The sequence below is a fragment of the Halopenitus salinus genome (assembly GCF_055397165.1).
This window is the reverse complement of the sequence record NZ_AP043853.1, coordinates 1,944,484-1,964,778: the sequence shown is the minus strand read 5'-3', so window position 1 is coordinate 1,964,778 and position 20,295 is coordinate 1,944,484. Positions and strand designations below refer to the sequence as shown.

Here is a 20,295-nt window from a genome sequence, read left to right as displayed (position 1 = left end):
GCGTTCGAGATCCGCCCCTCGCGATCGAAAACGTCGAAACCGGAGACCGGAGCGGCCGGAAAGAAGTCATTGAACCGACCGTTCGCGGGAAAAACGGCGCGAACGGAACTCGGTGTTTATATTCGAGCCCCGATTGAGGACGATCAATGAGGGGCTCCGCCGTCGTGCTTTCGATCTGTCTGATCGCGGCCGCGATCCCGCTCGTCGCGGGGACGGCAGCCGCGGTGCCGGACACGGGGGACGCCACGAACGACGGATCGGCGGCGCTCGACGGACCGGAGCCGTTCGACGTCGCCGATTCGGCCGACGTCCCCGATCCATCCGGCGTCGCACCACAGATCGGCGGAGCCGACGGAAACGAGAGCGAACCCACCGGCGGGGGCGACGGCGGGAGCGGAAACGGAACGGACGCCTCGGACGAGAACGGTACTGACGCCTCGAACGAAAACGGTACCGACGCCCCGGACGAAAACGGTACCGACGCCCCGGACGAAAACGGTACCGACGCCCCGGACGAAAACGGTACCGACGCCCCGGACGAAAACGGTACCGACGCCCCGGACGAAAACGGGTTCGGATCGGCGGTCTCGGCGTTCGTGCAGTCGACGTCGGCGGAGACGGGTTCGACGATCGACCAGGGGATGTGGGAGGCCGGGATCGACGACGAGGACTCGAACGAGGCGGGTCGCGAGCGCGCGAGCGAGCTGTCGAATCGGGTCGAGGCGATCCGCGAGGAGCGCGCGAAGCTCGCCGCGGCCCGGGCTAACGGGTCGATCTCGCCCGAGCGATACCGCGTCGCGGACCGTCGAGCGCGGGCGAGACTGAAGGCGACTGGCTCGGCGGCGAACGAGACGCGAGCCACGGTCCCGAACGAACCGGAGATCGAACGCGCGCTGGAGGCGGTCGAGCAGGCGGCCGAAAACGCCCGGGGACCGCCCGCTTCGGTTCGGAATCGAACCGGGGCGGGCCCGCCGGAGTCGGTTCCCGCGAACGCGAGCGGACCGCCGGGCAACGCCTCGAACGGCTCCACGAACGTGTCGAACCGCTCCGTGACCGTTCCGAACGGTTCCGCCCCGAACGCGAGCGGAGCCGACGGCGAGCCGCCGGGGGCCGGCCGCGGCACGGGGTCAAATGGGGAAGGGCCGGACGGGGTGCCCGGAAACGGACCGGACAGTGCACCGGGGAACGGACCGGATGGTGTCCAAGGAAACGGAGCAGCCGGCGGTGCCGGTCCCGATAGAGGTGGCGAGAACGCCGGAAACGCACCGGGTGACCGGGGTCGAAGCGGGGTGGGTGGCGGGAACAGCAAGGACGAGAGCGACGACGAGGACGGGGAAGACGGGGACGACGAGAGCGACGAGGGTGATGGGGGAGGCGAGGACGGGGATACCGGAAGTCGGGACGGGAACGGGGCCGATCGGGACCCCGGACGGTCGACGAACGACCCCGGAGGGTCGGGTTCGAGCGACGTCCCGGGTCGGGGGAACGGGGCGGGCGACGGGCGTGGTGGACCGGATGGAGGCGAGGAAGGTCCAGGCGAGAGCGACGACGGTGGGGACGAGGAGAGCAACGACGACGGCGAAAGCGACGACGGCGGAAGTGAAGACGACGAGAGCGACGACGACGAGAGCGACGACGACGAGAGCGACGACGACGAGAGTTCGGAGGGAGGCGACGAGGCGGGAGGGCAACCCGACGGCGAGGCGAGCGGAAGCGGTCCCTCGGACGATCGCGAGACCGGCGCGTCATCGAACGGCGACGGAAACGGGGGGCCGCCGAACGATCTCGGAAACGGCCCGCCGAGCGGTCGGTCGAACGACGTCGCGTTCGGCGAGTCGGGCGGTCCCGCTCAGGCGCGCGCGGAGTGAGGGACGCCACGGGAACGCAACCTATTCGGCCGTCCGCGGCGCAGCGACGGTATGACCGAGTACTTCGAGATCCACGAGCGGGACGGCATGGCCCGCCTCGGCGAGCTTCGTCTCGCCGACCCGGTTTCGACCCCGGCACGTGCCGACGACGTCCTCGCGGACGCCGGCAGCCTCTGGGCGGGCGACCGGTCGGTTCCCGAGGGCGACGAGAGCGCCCTCACCGTCCTGCCCCATCGCGGGTTTCCCGCGGGAACCCGCGAGCCCGTTCGCGAGTCGTTCCGGGTCGATCACCCGAACGTCGAGTTTCCGAGCGCGGCCGTCATCAGCGCCGCGGATCCGGCCGCAGCCGTCGCCGAGACGGACGCGAACGTCGACGCATACGTGCTCTCGGACGCGACCGGGTTCGTGGGCCACGGGTCGGCGTTCGTCGACGCGATCGTCGGGGTCAAGGAGGCGATCCCGGCGGACACGGCGCTCGTTCTCTCGGGCGTCTCCACGCCGGTGAACGTCGCGACGCTCGCGTACGCCGGCGTCGACCTGGTCGACGGATCGCTCGCCCGGGTGAAGGGGTCACAGGGAAAGTACCTCACGAACGAGGGCGAACACTTCCTCGAGGACCTCGAGGAGCTGCCGTGCGCCTGTCCGGCCTGTGCGGTCCCCCGCGGGGAGTTCACCCGCGAGGACTGCGAGGCGCACAACCTGAACGCGCTCGAGGCCGAGCTCCGGCGAGTCCGCCACCGGATCCGGCGGGGGCGGCTGCGCGACTACATCGAGGGGCAGGCCCGCCACGACCAGTGGCTCACGGCGACGTTCCGCGTGTTCGACGAGCGCTGGAGCCACGTCGAGCGTCACGCGCCCGTGATCCGCGAATCGGAGATCACGGCGGCGAGTGAGGACACCCTCGAGCGGGCCGAGATCAAGCGCTTCGCCGACCGGGTGAGCACCCGATACCGGTGTCGCTTCGACGCGCCGCTCGTGTTGGTGCCGTGTTCGGCCACGAAGCCCTACAGCGACTCTCGGAGCCACCGACAGTTCCACGACGCGATCGGGTGGCGCGGCCACGTCGTCTCCGTGACCTCGCCGATCGGCGTCGTCCCACAGGAGCTCGAGACGACCTACCCGGCCCAACACTACGACTCGGTCGTGACGGGCCGCTGGTCGTGCGACGAGACGGAGTTCGTCGCCGAGGTCCTCCGGCGTTACCTCGAGGACAACGAGTATCCCCGCGTGATCGCTCACGTGCCCGAGGACTACGGCCCGATCGTCGAGCGCGTCGAGGACGACCTCGAGGTGCCGATCGACTACACCTGCGAGGACCACCCGACGACGGACGCCTCTCTCGAGCGGCTCTCGGAGGCCCTCTCCGGCGAGGAGACCTACAGCAAACGCGAACGCGAGCACAACACGGTTCGCGCCATCGCCGACTACCAGTTCGGGAGCGACACGTGGGCGGACGCGGGGGAGGCGGCCGGCGACCGCCTCTTCGGGGAGGACGTCGACCTGCGAACGAACGGGCGCTACCCCAAGCTGCAGGCGTGGGACGGCCCGGCCGGCGACGAGGGGACACAGCTCGCGACGATGGTTCCACAGTACGGCGTTCTCTCGCTCACGCTCGCGGGCGCCGAACGCTGGGTCGACTCCGACGTGGCGACCCGGACCGTGGAGATCGACGGGTTCGTCCCCCAGGGGTCGGTTCTCGCTCCCGGCGTGGTCGACGCCGACGACTCGATCCGGGTCGGAGACGAGGTCGTGATCGAGGGACCGCGCGCGTTCGCGGTGGGACGCGCGGAGATGCACGGCCGGGAGATGGCCGAGTCGACGCGGGGGATCGCGGTCTCGGTGCGACACGTCGAGGAGCGGTAGGCGGGAACGACGGCAGTTCCCGACGGATCACCACGCGCTCACCACGTCTCGACGTATCCGTCGCGCACGTCCTCGAGACAGCCCTCGCAGTCGGGGTGATCGGCCTCGAAACAGGCGGGACGACCCGACTCGTCGACCGGGACCGATCGGCGCTCGCCGTGGCGGCGACAGACGATCCGGGCGTTCCCGTCCTCGTCGGTCGGCAGGCCGAACCCGGAAACGTCGTCCTCGACCGTTTCGGAGCCGCCGGATCGGCCCTCCCGGTAGGCGCGTTTGGTCTCCTCGAAGCGGCGACCCGCCAGCCGGATCCCGCGCCGGATCGTCTCCTCGAGGTCGTCGTCCATGTCGGGGACAAGCCGCCGTGGACCCTTGAGTGGTTCGTGTGGGGATCTCGAGTGGTTCGCGTGGGTCACTCCTCGCGGCGCTTTCGCATGCTCTGGCGCGTGAACTGCGGCTTGGCGCGGATCCCCGAACGCGATCGGAACGAGCGGTACAACGCGATCGCAAGCGGCGTCGAAAGCCCGAGCGAGACCGCGGCGAGCTCCCAGGCGTTCGCGAACGAGTAGAGGATCGTCGCGGAGAGCACGCCGACGGCGAGCAACACGGAGTAGGCGATCCGCATCGCCAGCTTGTCGAGCACCTTCGTCTCGTCCTCGATGGTGACGTTGAGGTGGACGTCGCCGCGTTCTGCGCGATCGAGGACCCGATCCAGCTTCGGCGGGACGGTGAAGAGCGCCTCGGCGGTCGCACGCGCCTGCTCGCCGGCCTCGGCGGCCAGCTCGCGGGCGGTCTCCTCGTAGTACCCCTCCTCGCGGAGGTAGTCCGTCGCGGTCGCGATGAAGTCGAAGTCCTCATCGAGGGTGACACAGACCCCCTCGACGACGGTCGCGACCCGCAGGACCAACGCGAGGTTCCGCGGGAGCCGCAGCGGGAACTCGTAGATCGTCGATTCGATCTGCTCGATTATCTGATTGACGCGGTACTGCTCTATGTCCTCGCCGCGGGCGTCGGCGATGGCGAGCTCCATCACCTCGCCCATCACCTCGCGGTCGGCCTCCGGCGAGAGCGTCCCCATCTCGATGAGGGTGTCGAGGATGGCGTCGATGTTCTGGTCGGCGACGGCCACGTAGAAGTCGACGATCCGGTCCTGGATGAACGGGTCGACGCGCCCGGACATGCCGAAGTCGTAGAAGACGATCGCCCCCTCGTCGTCGACGGCGAGGTTGCCCGGGTGCGGGTCGGCGTGGAAGACGCCGTCGTCGATGATCATCTGCAGGTAGGCGCGCTGGAGCGTCTCGGCGACCGCGGTCGGGTCGTGGCCGGCGGCCTCCAGATCCGCGATCCGGTCGATCTTCGTCCCCGGAATGTACTGCATGGTGAGGACGCGGCGGCCGGACGCCTCCGCGTAGGACGTCGGGATCCGGATCGACCCGTCGTCGGCGAAGTTCGCGCGGATCTCCGCGAGCATCTCGCGTTCGCGCTCGTAGTCCATCTCCTGGCGGATCGTCTTCGAGAACTCCTCGGAGAGGTTCTCGAGCGAGAACGCCCGCCCGCTCCCGATGAAGCGTTTGACGATCGGAAGCGACCACCGAATGACGCGCAGGTCGGCGTTCACGAGGGGCTCGATCCCGGGACGTCGAACCTTTACCGCGACCGGATCGCCCTCGTAGGTGGCGGTGTATACCTGCCCGAGGCTCGCGCCGCTTATCGGCTCGGGATCGAAGTCGTCGAAGACCTCCTCGACCGGACCCAGCTCGTCCTCGAGCACGCGTTTCGACTCCGGCCACGGGGCGGGCGGAACGTCGTCCTGGAGGCTCGAGAGCACCTCGATGTACGCAGGCGGGAGGACGTCCGGGCGAGTCGAGAGCAGCTGCCCGAGCTTGATGAACGTTGGACCCAGCGTCAACAGGATGTCGAGGAGCGTCTCGGCGCGCTCGCGTTGGGTCTCGGCGTCGACCCGCCGGCTCCCGCCGAACAGCAGGAATCGGCGACGGTCCCGCCAGTAGGCGAGGATCAGCGGCGAGAACCGCCGAACGACGACGAGAAACCGCCAGTAGGCGCGAAGGGAGACCAGCGTGACCACCCTCAGGCGTCGCCGATCTCGATCGGCGTGCCGTCCTCGCCCTCGCGTTTAGGAACCGTCAGCTCCAGGACGCCGCGGTCCATCTCCGCGCGGGCACGCTCGCCGTCGGCGTCCGGAGGGAGAGGGAGATCGACGTCGAGGAACAGCGGTCGGTCCTCGCGGACGTATCGATAACCCTCCGGGGTCGCCTTCTCCCGACGGGCCTCGATCTCGATCCGGCCGGACTCGACGACGACCTCGGTCGTCTCACTCGTCGCGCCGGGGAGATCGACCACCACGAGGTAGGCGCGCTCTGACTCGAGGAGATCTGCGAACGCCGGCTCGGGGAGGTCCCGAAGCGCGTCACGAAGCGCGGACATGAGGCGGAGTACGGTCGCGTGGTCGAAAAAGGGTGTGGTCGACGAGGAAGAGAGACGAGGGAGAGAGTCGAAGAAGAGAGACGAGAGGAAAACGAAGGAGCGGATGGTCGACGGAGACGGGCTTTTCACCTCGGAGGGGAAACGGCGCGTATGGACACACGGAGACACGAGGCCGGGTTCAAGGACCGGACCCGCGTCGAGACCGCCCGGCGAATCCTGCTCGAGGCGGTCGTCCCGCACGGTCGAAGCGAGTCGGTCCCGCTTTCGGAGGCCGACGGCCGCGTCGTGGCCGAGTCGATCCGGGCGCCCAACCCCGTTCCGGGCTACGACCGGGCCGCGATGGACGGCTACGCGGTCCGTGCCCGCGACACATTCGGCGCCTCCGATCGGTCGCCGGTCGTACTCGACCGAACGGAGGGATCGGTCGGTGCGAAGGATGCCGCCCGCGTCCACACCGGAAGCGATCTTCCGGAGGGAGCGGACGCCGTCGTGATGATCGAGCACGTCGAGGAGGTCGCCGGCGGGGCCGAGATCGAGGCGTTCGACGCGGTTGCGGAGGGGGACAACGTCGGGGAGGCGGGCGAGGACGTCGCCGAGGGACAGTCGCTCTACGAGCCGGGACACCGCCTTCGGCCCTCGGATCTGGGACTGTTGAAGTCCGTCGGCCGCCGACGGGTTACGGCCCGCGAACGCCCCGAGGTGGCCGTGATCCCGACCGGCGAGGAGCTCGTGGACGCCGATCCCGACCCCGGCGAGGTGATCGAGACGAACGGCCTCACCGTCTCCCGACTGGTCGAGCGATGGGGCGGAACCGCGCGGTACCGCGACGTCGTCACCGACGACGAGACGCTGCTCCGGGAGGCGATCGGAACGGAGATCGACGACGGCGCCGATCTCGTGGTCACGACGGGCGGGTCCTCGGTCGGCGAGCGCGACCTCCTGCCCGAGGTTCTCGCCGAACTGGGGGAGGTCCTCGTTCACGGGGTTGCGCTCAAGCCCGGACACCCCGTCTGTCTCGGCGTCGTCGAGGACACGCCGGTTGTCTGTCTGCCCGGCTATCCGGTCGCCTGCATCGTCAACGCGGTGCAGTTCCTCCGGCCGGCGCTCAAACGATCCGGGGGCGCCGACGTGCAGCCGCATCCGACGCGACGCGCGCGGCTGACGAGGAAGGTGGCGAGCGAGCCCGGCACGCGGACGTTCGCACGCGTCAGACTGGCGGAGGTCGATGAAACGGGAGCCGATAACGACGGAGCGGACCGCGATGATGCCGGCGAATCGGTCCCCTTCGAGGCGATCCCCACCCGCGCGAGCGGGTCCGGCGTTCTCTCGAGCGTCGCGCTCGCCGACGGGTGGGTCGTCGTCCCCGAGTCGACCGAGGGCCTCGACGCCGGAACGACCGTCGACGTCGAGATCTGGGAGGTGGACGAATGAGCGACCGCCGGGAGTTCCGCGATCTGGCCGAGCCGTCGGAGGCACACGCCGCGATCGCGAGCCTCGAACTCGAGCCCGCCACGGAGTCCGTGCCGCTGGAGGAGGCCGACGGGCGGGTCCTCGCCGAACGGATCGATGCGGATCTCGACGTGCCGGGATTCGACCGCGCCTCGATGGACGGCTACGCGGTCCGCGCGCGGGACACCTTCGGGGCCGACGAGGCCGATCCGGTCGAGTTGGAGCGGATCGGGGCGGTCCACGCCGGCGCGAAGCCGGACGTGACCGTGGAGGCGGGGACGTGCGCTGAGATCTCGACCGGCGCCGTGATGCCCCCCGGCGCGGACGCGGTCGTGATGGTGGAACGGACGGACGAGGTCGAACCCGGAGACGAGGGCGAACTCGCGAGCGACGACGACTCGCGGATCGCGATCCGGACGTCGGTCGCGCCGGGCGACAACGTCATGGTCGCGGGCGCGGACGTCGCGGCCGGTCAGCGCGCCCTCGGGCCGGGGACGGGGCTCACGTCCCGCGAGATCGGGCTGCTGTCCGCGCTCGGTCGGGAGACGGTCCCGGTTCGCGGACGTCCGCGGGTCGGGATCGTCTCGACCGGGGACGAGCTGGTGCGGCCGGGCGATGAGCTCGACAGCGACCGCGGACAGATCTACGACGTGAACTCGACGACGATCGCCGCGGCCGTCCGGGAGGCCGGCGGCGAGCCCGTCCTCTATCCGCACGCCGGCGACGACTACGAGGAGATGGAGCGGCTGCTCGTCCGCGCGGCCGACGAGTGCGATCTCGTGTGCTCGTCGGGGTCGACCTCCGCCAGCGCCGTCGACGTGATCTATCGCGTGATCGAAGAACGCGGCGAGCTGCTGTTGCACGGGGTCGCGGTCAAGCCGGGGAAGCCGATGCTGATCGGTCGCATCGACCGGTCACCCGATGCCGACCGTGCGGGCGAGTCGGCATACGTCGGGCTGCCCGGCTATCCCGTCTCGGCGCTCACCATCTTCCGCACGTTCGTCGCGCCCGCGATCCGGGAGGCCGCGGGGCGACCGGAGCCGCGGACCGCGACGATCGGCGGCGAGATGGCCGTCCGCGAGCGGTACGGCGAGGGGCGTCTGCGACTCATGCCGGTCGGCGTGCTCGAACGCCCCGGAACGGACGATCCGCCGCTCGTCTATCCCGTGGACAAGGGATCGGGCGCGACGACGAGCCTCGTCGAGGCCGACGGCGTCGTCGCCGTCGATCCGGACACCGAGTACCTCGACGCCGGCGAGCGCGTCGAGGTGCAGCTGTTCTCGCCGGAGGTCCGCCCGCCGACGCTGCTCGGGGTCGGCGAGGACGACCCGGCCCTCAACCGGCTGCTCGACCGTCTCGATCGCCCGCGGTACCTGCCGGTCGGGTCGCGGGAGGGGCTCAGACGGCTTCGCGGCGGGCTTCCCGACCTCGCGGTGACCGCCGGGCCGGTCGATCGGGACGTCGAGTCGATCGACCTCGGCGGCTGGACGCGCGAGTGGGGCCTCGTCGTTCCGACGGGGAATCCCGCGGACGTGTCCGGGCTCGCGGATCTCGTCGATCGCGATCTCCGGTTTCTCAACCGCGACCGGAACTCGGGGTTGCGCGCGAGCCTCGATGCCGCCCTCGACGGGATGGCCGCGGAACGCGGGGTGGAACGACGGGAGCTCGCCGACTCGATCGACGGGTTCGAGTGGACCGTCCGCGCCTTCGAGAGCCCGCCGCGACGCGTGAAGGCGGGCGACGCCGACGCGGGGATCGGCCTGCGATCGACCGCCGAGAAGCTGGATCTGGGGTTCGTTTCGCTCGGCGACCAGAACGTCCGGGTGCGGGCGAACCCCGATCGCACCGAAAGCGAGGGAGTGGCGGAGGTCCGGGAGGCGCTCGCGGGGATCGGTGCGATCCTCGAGGACCTTCCCGGATTCGAGTCGGCGTAGGACTTCGGGCCGGCGGAGGAGAATCGACGTTAGACCTCGTTGGAACCCGCTTCGTCGAGACGCCCTCAGGCGGAGCGCGGAACGGCGACGACCGGAACCGGGGCGTCGATAAGCACCCGTTGAGCGACGTTTCCAAAGAGCAGCTTGTCGGTCGCGGAGCGCTCGCGCACCGCCAGGACGATCTCATCGGCCTCGAGGTCGGCTGCGGACGCGAGCACGTCCTCGGCCGCGTCGTTTTCACGGACGAACTGGTGGGTCTCCACGCTCGCAAGCCCTCCGAGCCGAACCGACATCACGTTCAACGCCTCCTCGCCGTCGCGGACGTCATCGTCGGTGGCCGCATCGCCGCCGGGAAGCGAGTTGACCGCGTGAACGACGTCGTCGTCGGCGAGCCGATCCTGGAGGTAGTCACAGATCGCAGCGCTCGCGTGTACCGAGTTCGTCGCGGCGATGAACGTCGTCATCGCAACGCGATTCGCCGCGATCGGTTATAAACCTCCGCGTCTCGACGTCGGCGAGCGGCCAGGATCGAGACGACGACGCGTCTCGACGCCCGGCTACTCCTCGTCGGGGAGGGAGTCGGTCGAGGCGGGGATCTCCTCGACCTGTCCGGCGAGGGTGGCCGCATCGCCGGCGACGGTCGACGGTTCGACGCCGGCCTGTCGCGAGACGAGCTGGAGGTGGGCCGCGAGCAGCCCGAGCGGCTGAAGCGCCTCCTGATCGGCGTCGTCCGCACGTTGGGCGAAGGTCGTCTCGACCTCCCCGTCGCGGATCGCGCCGACGAACAGCGCGTCGACGTCGGGATCGAGGAGCGCGCGAGCCCGCTCGACCTCCGCGGCGAACTCGCCTCGGTCGTCGGGGTCGGTCGACTCGTCGTCAGGGTCAGCGTCTGCGGCGTCGGAGTCGGTGTCGGCGTCTGCGGCGTCCATATCGGTCGGTGGGACCGGGTGGGGAAAAAGGCGCGGCTCGAACCGGGAGAACCGGAAGAATCGGGCGGGTGAATCGAACTGGGAAAATCGAACCGGGAGATCAGTTCGGACGCGGACGGGCGACGAAGAGCGTCTCGACGATGCTGAACGGGTCGTACCGCGACTGGTGACACTGACAGTAGACGCCGTCGGCGGCGTCGTAGCGGGCGGCCTCCTCGTTCTTCTTGTACCCGGGGACACAACAGAAGTGGGTGCAGACGTTCATCCACGCGAGGAAGCCGTTCTCGGTCGAGGCCGCGAGCCACTCGTCGTCCTGGGCGGCCTCCTCGATGATCGGCGATCGAATGACGGTGACGGTGAGGGTGTCCTCGGAGTCCTCCGAGCGCCAGTTGGTGACCGCTGGCTTGCCGATGCCGTCCGATCCGATGCCGTTGCCCCACTCCTCGTAGTTCTCGAAGGAGTCGGCCCGGATCCGGTCGCCGGTCTCGTACTCCTCGGACTGCCAGTCGTATCCGCCCGGCGCCGACCGGAGGATGTTGTCGGACTCGAAGTCGGGCTGGATGTTCTCATAGCCCTCCATCCCGCAGTACTGGAACCACTCGCCGGCGTAGGTCACGCCGCCGGCCATGTCCTCTTGGGCGACCTGGACCTCGACGCCCTCCTGGGTGATGGTCGTGGTCTCCGGCCACTTGCCGCGGAGGTAGCCGTCGTCGGTGATCTCGACGGGGATCTGCGGCATTCCGCGCGGGGCCGGACCGCCGGTGAGCTCGATGGCCATCGCGACGGTCTGGCCGCCACCCTCTCCGGCGGAGGTCGTCAGGGTGTTGACGGTCGCGGAGCCGGCCGCGCCCACGCCCGAGAGGGCCGCACCGCCGACGACGCCCTTCACGAACCGCCGGCGCCCGGATTCGGGGGGATACTTGTCGTCCTCGCTCATACCTCGAGTTCGAATGGCGCGGTGAAAAGCGTGACGAAGCCCCCGTCCGGGGGAGGTTCTCGAAACGAGGTCGTCGATCGACGGCCGCGTGAAACGACAGTCGTTTGTAACGGGCTCGATAGAGTGTCGGTATGTTACTGACCGTCTCCGGCCCGCCGGGAAGCGGGAAGAGCACCACGGCCGCCGGGCTGGCCGAGGCGCTCGATCTCGATCACGTGAGCGGGGGCGACATCTTCCGTGAGATGGCCGCCGAACGCGACATGACGCCGGTGGAGTTCAACGAACACGCCGAGACCGACGACCGGATCGACCGCGAGCTCGACCGACGCCTCCACGAGATCGCGACCACCCGCGAGGACGTCGTCATCGAGTCCCGCCTCGCCGGCTGGCTCGCCGGCGACGCCGCGGACGTGCGGATCTGGCTCGATGCACCCATCGAGGTGCGTGCCGCACGGATCGCCGACCGGGAGGACAAGGACGTCGACCGTGCGCGCGAGGAGACGCGTCGGCGCGAGGAGAGCGAGGCGAAGCGATACCGCGAGTACTACGACATTCCCATCGCCGACCTGAGTATCTACGACGTCGTCTACAACACGGCCCGGTGGGGCCCGGAGTCCGTCCTCGAGTCGATCGTCTCGCTGGTCGAGGCCTACGACCCGGATCTCGACGAGGGGAAACACCCCGTCGAGGGCGTCCGGTACGACTTTTGAACGGTGGGATCGATGACCGGGACGAACGGAGGATCGATGACCGGGACGAACGAGGGGCCCACGGACCGAACGAGCGGAGGCCGACCGTGACGGACGACCGACTGCGCGCCGCGCCCGCGGACCGGACGGCGGCGGAGCGGCTGCGCTTCGGCGTGGTCAACCTCGACAAGCCGGCCGGGCCGACCTCCCACCAGGTCGCCGCGTGGATCCGCGAGGAGATCGCCGAGACGCTCGCCGAACTCGATCCCGAGGGGTCCTCGATCGACGGCGTCGCCCACTCGGGGACGCTCGATCCGAAGGTGACCGGCTGTCTCCCGACGCTCGTCGGGACGGCGAGGCGTGCCGCCCGGGTGTTCCTGGAGGGCGAAAAGGAGTACGTCGCCGAACTCGAGTTCCACGACGTCCCACCCGCCGACCTCGAGACCATCGTGGCGGACTTCGAGGGGGAGATCTACCAGAAGCCGCCGCGAAAAAGCGCCGTGACGCGACGGCTTCGAACCCGCCGGATCCACGCATTGGACCTTCTCGAGCGCGAGGATCGACGCGGCCTGCTCCGGATTCGGTGTGAGTCCGGCACCTACGTCCGCAAGCTGTGTCACGACCTGGGGCTTGCGGCCGGCACCGGCGGCCACATGGGCGCGTTGCGCCGCACCGCGACCGATCCCTTCGACGACACCGATCTCCACACGCTGCAGGACCTGTGGGACGCGCTCGCGTGGGCCCGCGAGGGCGACGACTCCTACCTCCGGGAGGTGGTTCGACCCGGGGAGGACGCGCTGAGCCACCTGCCCGCAGTCACGATCGCCCCCTCCGCGGCGGCGAACGTCGCCACCGGCGCGCCGGTCTACGCGCCGGGGGTGATCGACGTCGAGTTCGTGTCGGGCGACGGCGCCGAGCTCGGAGCGGAGCACGACGCCGGAGACGGTGGGGACGCCGTTCCCCATCCGGAGGGTCGTCCCCTCGTCGCGTGTTACCTCCCCAACGGGAGCGCCGTCTGTCTGGGAACGCTCGTCGGCGATCCGGCCGCCGAGGAGGGACTGGTCGTCGATCTCGAGCGCGTGCTCGTGTAACTCTCCGCCGGCCGATCGCGGGACGCCTCGATGCCCGATCGCGGGGCGTCACGCCGGCCGATCGTGGGACGCGTGACCGCCGTCGACGGGGGAAACGAAGCCCTTAATTAACGGACTCTCGTTCGTTCGGATGCAGCCCGGGACCGTGGGGTAGTGGTATCCTATGCCGATGGGGTCGGTATGACCCGAGTTCGATTCTCGGCGGTCCCATAAAATTCTTTACAGAACTCCATTAACGGGGATTTCAACCCGGTCAGGGCCCCGAAATCGACGACCGGAGGGTCCGAAAATGATGCGGATCGGTCAATTGACCGATAATTCTCTCTGTCTCAACTGCGAACCTCACGTTTCTGATACGTTCCGCCGAACCTTCGGCGATGAGGAGGGGGGCGTTCACCGCTGCACCTCGTGCGACTCCCGGCCGCGCATCCAGCTCGGCAGCGCTGCCGGACTCGACGTCGACTGGCTCGACCCCGCCGACCAGCCCGAACGGAACCGCGGAATCGCGGCGGACCACGCCGCGCGGACTGACGGAGGTCGATCTCGATGAGCGGCTCGTCTCGATCAACGTCGACCGCCTGGGCGTATCGGTTGATCGTGGCTTCAGTATCGACGGGAACTCACGTTTCCCGCTGCTTGCCGTCGACATGCTCGCCGGTGGTGTCCTTCCCGGCGACGATCTCGAGCTCGTAGTGGCGGCCGTCGGTCATGCGCGAGATATGGCGCGGCTCAACGTCGAGGTCTTTGGAGACGCGCAGCCCACAGTCGCCCATCAGCCGGATCGCGATCTCGTGTTCGAACGAGTCGGCCGCTCGCGGGATCGCCTGGTACTCCTCGCGCGACAGCCACACGTTCCAACTCCCGTCCCTGTTTCGCTCCGTTCTCATTTCACGTTCCCCCGGAGAACCACGAAGAATAAGCGTTCCGGTGGGGTTCCGCCGTGATCGGCGCCGATCGACGGTCGATGTTCGGTGTTTCTGTACAAACGTGAAATCCAAGTGACTCAGCCTGGCCGGTACATGAATCGCTCAATACAGAGAATTGATGTATCTCTCGGGCTCTGGTATTCGGATTTCAAGACTTAAAATCATCAAACCCAGCATCACCAGTACCAAGCAACCCCATCCAGTAGTTCCATTTACCCGTAACCTTGAGATGACCGGGGGCAGCCTTCATCGAAGATATTGCTGCATCAATAGTAAACGGGTCATCTTCCTCACTGAATAACTCATAGAGACCCGAACCCTCCAGCTTCTTAGCTTCTCTTACAACTTTTTCTCGCTCTTTTGAGGTACAATTGAATTCTTTCCTAAGCCGCTTTTTGAATTCATCCTCATCCATGATAGATAAAGATAAACAATCGAACTACTTGAATGGTTGTGAGCGTTATCGAGAAATACGCTGTCTTCATCAACCGGCTGTTTCATCGCACCCACGTCTGAAGAATAGGGCTCCAACAGAGTCGGAGATCTCTCGTTTGTGTAGAAACGTGAAATCGCAATTCCTCAGTCAAGAAAACGTATTGACTGTGCGAATAGCGGGGATAGGTATCAACTACGTGGTGTTGTAGGATTCATCGTACCGCTGGTATAACACAGCAAACACTCCAAATACGGCAATTGCCCCAATTGCAACTCCAATCCAGTCGCCGTAGGGAATATCGGCGCTGATCAAGACACCACCGACAGCACGTCCACCAATCATCATCGCGATGATCACCGCGAAACCAAGGATGAACCGGGTAATGAAATTATTCTCGACTGGGTTATTTTCCATACGTTGATTTGTAGATACATTGTCGTAAGTATTCTGTCGGTCGGCGCATGCTCGATACCAGTCGCTATCAAGTGGCTGTTCCATCAGAACACGGTCTGAAGGATTAGGTTTCAACAGAGCCGAAACATCGCGCTTCTGTTCAAACGTGAAATCCCTGTTGCTCAGTCTAGACAGCACGTGAATCGCTCAATACACTCCGAGACGAGCCACACTTATTTACTCTCTGAGTCTATATACCATGGTGCCTACCAACAAACCCCAACGGGATTCGTGGTAGGCAAGCACGATACTCAGGCAACCTGCAATCGGTTGAGCTATCGTGTGACATGCTACATAGGGGGCTTTGGACGGCCCCTGATTTAGCAGCATAACGGAGGTTCGGTCAGTCAAACTCACCAGGTCACATTTCGCCTCCGTTTTTGAACTACGGGGCTGGGAACAGCTCCAAGTCGATCGTGGAAAGACCGACCGGCAGATCTGCTCCTTCGTATCGACATCTAGCTTTCGTCAGAAATCCACCTCGAGCTAGTACATCCCGTCCTGCTCGCGAAGCTCGATAGCCTGCTCGTTCATCGCCACCTAGAAGGCGACGAACTGCTCGGCGGTCACCGGTTCCGATCGATCCATCGACACCACGCGTTGAAGTTTTGGGCGCCGGACTGGTCGGCGATGTCGCGAAGCGTTCCGCCTTTGATTCGGTCATGCATTGGCACGGTCACGAGCCGAACGTCGTCGTCGTTCTCAGGATGATCGTATCGCAGGCGAACGTGGCTTCCCTCACGGCCGATCACTCGAAAATTGTTCTTCGTGAGGGCCTTGAGACGTCCTGGCCGGAAAAGTCGGTCGTGACCATTCGTTACTGCATGAACTCCGGCAGCTCCTCGGACTCCGCTCGAGCCTCCTCGATCTCGTCGGGATCGAGTCCGAGATCCTCTAAGAGGGCAGCCTCGTCATCGACGTTCTCACCGTTCCCGGCGTGGAGTGCGACCGCCTCGTCGAGCATCTCCAGGGCGTGTTCGCGCGTCTCGCCCTGCGTCGTCACGCCCGTATCTTCGTCGGTGATGATCCACATCTCACCGTCCTCGGATAACTCCATCCGGATACGGGTCGGCGTGGTCGGCCCGTTCTCCTCCACGCCCGTATCGGTGCTCATACCTCCACGTTTCGGGTAGACGGGCAAAAGCGTTCTGTCGAGTGGACCCATCCGGAACCGATCGGAACCCTCGGGGTACGACTTATCACGTCGCTCCGAGATCGATTCGACGTGATACGCGACGGAACGGTGTTCGACGACGACCACCTCTCGAACGAGATCGTGGGTCGCAACAGCCACATGAACGAGGTGACCGACGCGCTCTCGCCGATCGAGGACGGATTCCGCGCCGAGAACTGCGTTCTGTTCGGTCCCTCCGGCGCCGGGAAGACGACGGTCGCTCGCACCGCCGTTCGCAACGACGATCGTCATCCGGAACTGAAGGACGTCGTTCGACCCAATGCAAAGGTTTGGATATGGTGAACGAGAACGATCGGTCAACGAGGACCGACCGTGAGTGACTCAGGGCCCAACCCCGCCGATTCAACGGGACAACGGACGTCGCGAGACGTCCTCGGATCGCTGATCGACAGCGCGCTTCACGAGATGAATCGCGAGCGGTCCGGGCTCCTGCTCTCCGGGCTCTCCGCCGGCCTCGACATCGGGTTCGGTCCGCTGATGATGGCGGTGGTGTTGACCCTCTCGGAGGGGGGATTCGGGGATCTCTCGACGGAACTCCTGTTGGCGAGCGTCTACTCGATCGGGTTCATGTTCGTGATCCTCGGGCGCTCGGAGCTGTTCACGGAACACACCACGTTGGCGGTGATACCGGTCCTCGACGGACAGGCGTCGATCCGGCAGTTGGCGCGTCTCTGGGGACTGGTGTACGTCGGAAACGTCGTCGGGGGGCTGCTGTTCACGCTGTTGGTCGTGCTGTTGATGCCGGGGCTCGGCGTCGTCTCGCCGGGGGCGTTCGAGACGATCGCGCTCAAACTGGTCGATCACGACCTGGGATGGCTGTTCGTCGGCGGCGTGTTCGCGGGGTGGCTGATGGGGTTGCTGGCGTGGCTGATCACGGCGGCCCAGGAGACGACGAGTCGGCTGCTCCTCGTCTTCATCGTCACGGGAACGATCGGGCTCCTCCACCTCCCGCACTCGATCGCGGGCAACGTCGAGGTCCTCTTCGGGCTGTTCATGTCGCCCGCAGTCTCCCTGGTGGATTACCTGGCGTTCCTCTCGCTCGCAACCGTCGGAAACGCGTTCGGCGGGGCCGTTTTCGTCGCGCTACTCAAATACGGGCACGTCGTTCGCGGCGGGAACTAGCGGATCGGGTTCTCGAATCCCGTTCGCCCCAATCCGGAACCCTCACCGACACGTCGACCAACCGCTACACACGGATTCGGCAACAACGGTTATGTGCGATGGGCGACGATGCTCCTCGGTAGCATGGTGATCACCACGAACAGGTCCCGGACGCACGAGCGAGCGTGACGGTCCGCAACCGGGCGACGCTCGTCGAGGGGGACGAGGCGGTCCGCAGAGCCGACGCCGTCGGAATCATCGAGGAGGCGCTGGCCGCGGTCGCCCCGGATCGGCTGCTCGAGGGGATCCTCGAACGGTCCGGCGACGTCGTAACGATCGACGGCCGGACGTACGACCTCGACGCGGCCAGCGACGCGTCAGCGGACGACGTGTTCGTGATCGGGGCCGGAAAGGGGGCCGGGGCGCTCGCGAGTGCGGTCCTCGGCCGCCTCGGGGACGCCGTGAGCGAGGCGCTCATCGTCGAGAAGGACGCGTCGACCGTCGACTCGACGGCGTTCGACCTGCCCGAGGACGCCGTCTCGGTGATGGAGGCCGGCCACCCGATCCCGAACGGTGCGAGCCTGGCGGCCGGCGAGCGCGTCCTCGCGCTCGCGGACCGGGCGGGACCGGACGACCTGGTCGTCTGCTGTATCACGGGCGGGGCCTCGGCGCTGCTCGCGGCGCCCGACGGAATCGAACTCGACGCGATGGCCCGGACGACGGACCGCCTCCTGCGGGCCGGCGCCCCGATCGAGGACGTCAACGCGGTCCGCAAACACCTCTCCGCGATCAAGGGCGGAGGGCTGGCCGATCGGCTCGCCCCGGCGACGGTCGAGAGCCTGATCGTCGTCGACGAGGTGGCGGGCGACCCGTGGGGACCGACCGCGCCCGACGCGACCACCTACGCCGACGCGCTCCGCGTGCTGGATCGATACGGGCTGCGGGAGGCGATCCCGCAAACGGCGTCGGGCCGGTTGGAGCGCGGAGCGAAAGGGGATCGACCCGAGACGCTCGACGCGGCGGCGATCGCTGACCTCCCGGTCCGGAACGTCGTCCTCGCGGACGCCTCGAGCGTCTGTCTGCCCGCCGCCGAGGCCGCGAGGGAACGCGGGTACGAACCCATCGTCCTCTCGACGCGCATCGAGGGGGAGGCCAGCGAGGTCGGGCTCGTCCACGCGGGCATCGCGACCGACGCCGTCGAGTCGGGACGCCCCGCGGAGCCGCCGATGGCGCTCGTGACCGGCGGCGAGACGACGGTGACCGTCGACGGTGAGGGCGGCGAGGGCGGACCGAACCAGGAGACTGCGCTGGGGTTCGCACGCGGCGTCGACGGCTGGTCCGGGATCGTCGGGGCGTTCGTCGGCACCGACGGAACCGACGGACCGACCGAACTGGCGGGCGCGATGGCGACCGGCGAGACCCGACGCCGCGCGAGTGAAGCCGGCGTCCCGATCAGCGACGCGCTCGCGGCGAACGACGCCGCCGGGACCGTCAGGGAGCTCGACGACGCGATCGTGACCGGACCGACCGACACCAACCTCATGGACCTCCGGATCGTCCTCGTGGGAGGGGACGCTCCGGAGTAGCCGCCGGCGATGACCGGACAACGACGAACAAATGACGAGCAGACGAATGATGAACGAGATTGCCGACCATGACATGCGAATCCACACACCATGACACGTGAACCCACCAATCACGAATCACACGCCCCACGGACGAACACGGCGATCGAATCGGTCTCCGCGCTCGAGATCGTCGACTGCCGGTTGGATCCGACGCTCCGGGTGACGGTTCGAACCGCGGGCGGCGCGTGCGGGACCGCCGACGTTCCGTGTGGTCGATCGACCGGTTCCCACGAGGCGGTCGAACGGCGTGACGGGGACGACCGGTTCCACGGCCGGGGCGTCGAAGGCGCGGTCGAGACGGTCGAAACGGAGATCGATCCGGCGCTCGCGGGGCTGGACGTCACCGACCAGCGGGCCGTCGATCGCGCGCTCGACGAGCTCGACGGGACGAACGATCGGTCCCGGCTCGGCGGCAACACGACGACCGGCGTCTCGCTCGCGACCGCGGTCGCCGCTGCCGACGCGGTGGGACTGCCGCTCTATCGCTACCTCGGGCGCGCCGACGTCGGATCCCTACCCGTCCCGCTCTTCGACGTGATCGAGGGCGGCGAACTCGCGGAGAGCGGGCTCGCCTTCCAGGAACACCAGCTGATCCCGGTCGGAGCCGACTCCATCTCGGAGGTGGTGCGGATGTGTGCGGAGACCTACTCGGTGCTCGGCGACCTGCTCGAGGAGCGGTACGACGCCAGGTCGCGAAACGTCGGCGTCGAGGGGGGATACACGCCGCCGATCACCGACCCGCGGGACGCCTTCGACCTCGCGTTAGCGGCGGCCGAGGAGGCGGGCTACGGCGGATCGTTCGCCCTGGGGATCGACGCCGCGGCGAGCCACTTTTATGACCCCGAGTCGGGGACCTACGCGGTCCTCGAGGAGCCGTTCGATCGGGGCGAGCTCCTCGAGTTCTACGCCGACCTCGAGGACGCCTACCCGCTCGTGTCGATCGAGGACCCGCTGGAGGAGAACGACCTCGAGGGGACGGCGGAGCTGACGAGATCCCTCGAGGCACAGATCGTCGGCGACGACCTCTTCGTGACCGATCCCGACCGCCTCCGGGACGGGATCGAACGGGGGGCCGGGGACGCGCTGCTTTTGAAGGTGAACCAGGTCGGAACGCTCACGGAGGCGCTCGAGGCGGCCGACCTGGCCCGCCGAAACGGGTACGACCTGCAGGTCTCCGAACGCTCCGGACAGACGCCCGACACGTGGCTTGCCGAACTCGCGGTCGGGCTCTCCGCGACCCAGATCAAGACGGGCGTGACCCGCGGCGAGCGAACCGAACAGTACAACCGGCTCCTCGAGATCGAACGCGCGTTGGGGGACGGCGCCGCGCTGGCGGACCCGCCCTGGGAGTGAC

General features: G+C 67.6%; 21 protein-coding genes, 1 tRNA gene and 1 pseudogene. 12 read left to right on the top strand and 11 right to left on the bottom strand.

The genetic code is table 11. The annotated features are described in order from the left end of the window. Nucleotides 1–146 precede the first annotated feature (146 nt). The gene (locus tag ACZ5YD_RS11595) at nt 147–1,868 is read left to right on the top strand and encodes a hypothetical protein (RefSeq protein ID WP_379744449.1); all 1,722 of its coding nucleotides are present in this window, start codon (nt 147–149) and stop codon (nt 1,866–1,868) included. A gap of 51 nt (nt 1,869–1,919) precedes the next feature. Further along, nucleotides 1,920–3,731: an archaeosine synthase subunit alpha gene (gene arcS / locus ACZ5YD_RS11590; protein WP_379744451.1), complete on the top strand. Its 1,812-nt coding sequence runs from the start codon at nt 1,920–1,922 to the stop codon at nt 3,729–3,731. Between the two features lie 38 nt (nt 3,732–3,769). Here the strand turns inward: arcS and ACZ5YD_RS11585 are convergent, their stop codons facing one another. The 3 genes from ACZ5YD_RS11585 to ACZ5YD_RS11575 all read right to left on the bottom strand — a co-directional run bounded on the left by ACZ5YD_RS11585 (nt 3,770) and on the right by ACZ5YD_RS11575 (nt 6,173). Then, a complete protein-coding gene (locus tag ACZ5YD_RS11585; RefSeq protein WP_379744453.1) occupies nt 3,770–4,075 on the bottom strand; it encodes a DUF7091 family protein in 306 nt (101 codons plus the stop codon). 65 nt (nt 4,076–4,140) lie between these two features. Next, nucleotides 4,141–5,814 (bottom strand): ABC1 kinase family protein, encoded by a 1,674-nt coding sequence (locus ACZ5YD_RS11580; protein WP_379744455.1) that lies wholly within the window; start codon nt 5,812–5,814, stop codon nt 4,141–4,143. Nucleotides 5,815–5,816: 2 nt separating this feature from the next. Then, nucleotides 5,817–6,173, bottom strand: a complete 357-nt coding sequence (locus ACZ5YD_RS11575; RefSeq protein ID WP_379744457.1) for an Hsp20/alpha crystallin family protein — start codon at nt 6,171–6,173, stop codon at nt 5,817–5,819. Nucleotides 6,174–6,323: 150 nt separating this feature from the next. Here ACZ5YD_RS11575 and ACZ5YD_RS11570 point away from each other — a divergent pair, with 150 nt between their 5' ends. Beyond that, nucleotides 6,324–7,604 carry a molybdopterin molybdotransferase MoeA gene (locus ACZ5YD_RS11570; protein ID WP_379744459.1) on the top strand — a complete coding sequence of 427 codons (1,281 nt, stop codon included), beginning with the start codon at nt 6,324–6,326 and terminating at the stop codon, nt 7,602–7,604. Beyond that, the gene (locus ACZ5YD_RS11565) at nt 7,601–9,556 is read left to right on the top strand and encodes a molybdopterin biosynthesis protein (RefSeq protein ID WP_379744461.1); all 1,956 of its coding nucleotides are present in this window, start codon (nt 7,601–7,603) and stop codon (nt 9,554–9,556) included. The genes ACZ5YD_RS11570 and ACZ5YD_RS11565 overlap by 4 nt, the downstream gene beginning before the upstream one ends. 65 nt (nt 9,557–9,621) lie before the next feature. On the opposite strand, the gene ACZ5YD_RS11560 is transcribed toward ACZ5YD_RS11565, so the two are convergent. The 3 genes from ACZ5YD_RS11560 to ACZ5YD_RS11550 form a co-directional block, all read right to left on the bottom strand. Continuing rightward, a complete protein-coding gene (locus ACZ5YD_RS11560) occupies nt 9,622–10,020 on the bottom strand; it encodes a universal stress protein (RefSeq protein ID WP_379744463.1) in 399 nt (132 codons plus the stop codon). Between the two features lie 93 nt (nt 10,021–10,113). Next, nucleotides 10,114–10,485 (bottom strand): hypothetical protein, encoded by a 372-nt coding sequence (locus ACZ5YD_RS11555; protein ID WP_379744465.1) that lies wholly within the window; start codon nt 10,483–10,485, stop codon nt 10,114–10,116. A 100-nt stretch (nt 10,486–10,585) separates the two neighbouring features. Continuing rightward, nucleotides 10,586–11,422 (bottom strand): QcrA and Rieske domain-containing protein, encoded by an 837-nt coding sequence (locus ACZ5YD_RS11550; protein ID WP_379744467.1) that lies wholly within the window; start codon nt 11,420–11,422, stop codon nt 10,586–10,588. 131 nt (nt 11,423–11,553) lie between these two features. On the opposite strand from ACZ5YD_RS11550, the gene cmk reads away from it, so the two are divergent. From cmk to ACZ5YD_RS11530, 4 genes are all read left to right on the top strand, one after another. After that, entirely contained in the window at nt 11,554–12,132 is a 579-nt protein-coding gene (gene cmk, locus ACZ5YD_RS11545) for a (d)CMP kinase (protein ID WP_379744469.1), read from the top strand. Nucleotides 12,133–12,218: 86 nt separating this feature from the next. Beyond that, on the top strand, nt 12,219–13,202 hold the full coding sequence (locus ACZ5YD_RS11540) for an RNA-guided pseudouridylation complex pseudouridine synthase subunit Cbf5 (protein WP_379744471.1): 984 nt from the start codon (nt 12,219–12,221) through the stop codon (nt 13,200–13,202). Between the two features lie 139 nt (nt 13,203–13,341). Beyond that, nucleotides 13,342–13,412: transfer RNA gene (locus ACZ5YD_RS11535), tRNA-Pro, on the top strand. Nucleotides 13,413–13,491: 79 nt separating this feature from the next. Next, entirely contained in the window at nt 13,492–13,752 is a 261-nt protein-coding gene (locus ACZ5YD_RS11530) for a DUF7563 family protein (protein ID WP_464384450.1), read from the top strand. A gap of 70 nt (nt 13,753–13,822) precedes the next feature. Here ACZ5YD_RS11530 and ACZ5YD_RS11525 read toward each other — a convergent pair whose 3' ends face one another. The 5 genes from ACZ5YD_RS11525 to ACZ5YD_RS11505 all read right to left on the bottom strand — a co-directional run bounded on the left by ACZ5YD_RS11525 (nt 13,823) and on the right by ACZ5YD_RS11505 (nt 16,131). Next, complete coding sequence (locus ACZ5YD_RS11525; protein WP_379744473.1) at nt 13,823–14,089, bottom strand: hypothetical protein; 267 nt, start codon at nt 14,087–14,089, stop codon at nt 13,823–13,825. A gap of 187 nt (nt 14,090–14,276) precedes the next feature. Continuing rightward, nucleotides 14,277–14,543, bottom strand: a complete 267-nt coding sequence (locus tag ACZ5YD_RS11520) for a hypothetical protein (RefSeq protein WP_379744475.1) — start codon at nt 14,541–14,543, stop codon at nt 14,277–14,279. A gap of 213 nt (nt 14,544–14,756) precedes the next feature. Continuing rightward, nucleotides 14,757–15,062 carry a hypothetical protein gene (locus tag ACZ5YD_RS11515; RefSeq protein WP_379744477.1) on the bottom strand — a complete coding sequence of 102 codons (306 nt, stop codon included), beginning with the start codon at nt 15,060–15,062 and terminating at the stop codon, nt 14,757–14,759. Between the two features lie 521 nt (nt 15,063–15,583). Further along, nucleotides 15,584–15,769 (bottom strand): type II toxin-antitoxin system HicA family toxin, encoded by a 186-nt coding sequence (locus tag ACZ5YD_RS11510; RefSeq protein WP_379744479.1) that lies wholly within the window; start codon nt 15,767–15,769, stop codon nt 15,584–15,586. Between the two features lie 65 nt (nt 15,770–15,834). After that, nucleotides 15,835–16,131, bottom strand: a complete 297-nt coding sequence (locus ACZ5YD_RS11505; protein WP_379744481.1) for a type II toxin-antitoxin system HicB family antitoxin — start codon at nt 16,129–16,131, stop codon at nt 15,835–15,837. A 180-nt stretch (nt 16,132–16,311) separates the two neighbouring features. Between ACZ5YD_RS11505 and ACZ5YD_RS11500 the strand changes: the two are divergent. From ACZ5YD_RS11500 to eno, 4 genes and pseudogenes are all read left to right on the top strand, one after another. Then, nucleotides 16,312–16,491 (top strand): annotated as a pseudogene (locus tag ACZ5YD_RS11500) (Cdc6/Cdc18 family protein); the annotation flags it as partial. Nucleotides 16,492–16,524: 33 nt separating this feature from the next. Beyond that, nucleotides 16,525–17,334, top strand: a complete 810-nt coding sequence (locus ACZ5YD_RS11495) for a formate/nitrite transporter family protein (RefSeq protein WP_379744483.1) — start codon at nt 16,525–16,527, stop codon at nt 17,332–17,334. A gap of 164 nt (nt 17,335–17,498) precedes the next feature. Further along, the gene (locus tag ACZ5YD_RS11490) at nt 17,499–18,899 is read left to right on the top strand and encodes a glycerate kinase type-2 family protein (RefSeq protein WP_379744485.1); all 1,401 of its coding nucleotides are present in this window, start codon (nt 17,499–17,501) and stop codon (nt 18,897–18,899) included. A gap of 90 nt (nt 18,900–18,989) precedes the next feature. Next, on the top strand, nt 18,990–20,294 hold the full coding sequence (eno, locus tag ACZ5YD_RS11485) for a phosphopyruvate hydratase (RefSeq protein ID WP_379744487.1): 1,305 nt from the start codon (nt 18,990–18,992) through the stop codon (nt 20,292–20,294). Nucleotide 20,295 lies beyond the last annotated feature (1 nt).

Coding starts and splice junctions, on each gene's coding strand:
- ACZ5YD_RS11595 (WP_379744449.1), top strand. CDS start 147: ATGAGGGGCTCCGCCGTCGTGCTTTCGATCTGTCTGATCGCGGCCGCG.
- arcS (WP_379744451.1), top strand. CDS start 1,920: ATGACCGAGTACTTCGAGATCCACGAGCGGGACGGCATGGCCCGCCTC.
- ACZ5YD_RS11585 (WP_379744453.1), bottom strand. CDS start 4,075: ATGGACGACGACCTCGAGGAGACGATCCGGCGCGGGATCCGGCTGGCG.
- ACZ5YD_RS11575 (WP_379744457.1), bottom strand. CDS start 6,173: ATGTCCGCGCTTCGTGACGCGCTTCGGGACCTCCCCGAGCCGGCGTTC.
- ACZ5YD_RS11570 (WP_379744459.1), top strand. CDS start 6,324: ATGGACACACGGAGACACGAGGCCGGGTTCAAGGACCGGACCCGCGTC.
- ACZ5YD_RS11565 (WP_379744461.1), top strand. CDS start 7,601: ATGAGCGACCGCCGGGAGTTCCGCGATCTGGCCGAGCCGTCGGAGGCA.
- ACZ5YD_RS11560 (WP_379744463.1), bottom strand. CDS start 10,020: ATGACGACGTTCATCGCCGCGACGAACTCGGTACACGCGAGCGCTGCG.
- ACZ5YD_RS11555 (WP_379744465.1), bottom strand. CDS start 10,485: ATGGACGCCGCAGACGCCGACACCGACTCCGACGCCGCAGACGCTGAC.
- ACZ5YD_RS11550 (WP_379744467.1), bottom strand. CDS start 11,422: ATGAGCGAGGACGACAAGTATCCCCCCGAATCCGGGCGCCGGCGGTTC.
- cmk (WP_379744469.1), top strand. CDS start 11,554: ATGTTACTGACCGTCTCCGGCCCGCCGGGAAGCGGGAAGAGCACCACG.
- ACZ5YD_RS11530 (WP_464384450.1), top strand. CDS start 13,492: ATGATGCGGATCGGTCAATTGACCGATAATTCTCTCTGTCTCAACTGC.
- ACZ5YD_RS11525 (WP_379744473.1), bottom strand. CDS start 14,089: ATGAGAACGGAGCGAAACAGGGACGGGAGTTGGAACGTGTGGCTGTCG.
- ACZ5YD_RS11520 (WP_379744475.1), bottom strand. CDS start 14,543: ATGGATGAGGATGAATTCAAAAAGCGGCTTAGGAAAGAATTCAATTGT.
- ACZ5YD_RS11515 (WP_379744477.1), bottom strand. CDS start 15,062: ATGGAACAGCCACTTGATAGCGACTGGTATCGAGCATGCGCCGACCGA.
- ACZ5YD_RS11505 (WP_379744481.1), bottom strand. CDS start 16,131: ATGAGCACCGATACGGGCGTGGAGGAGAACGGGCCGACCACGCCGACC.
- eno (WP_379744487.1), top strand. CDS start 18,990: ATGACACGTGAACCCACCAATCACGAATCACACGCCCCACGGACGAAC.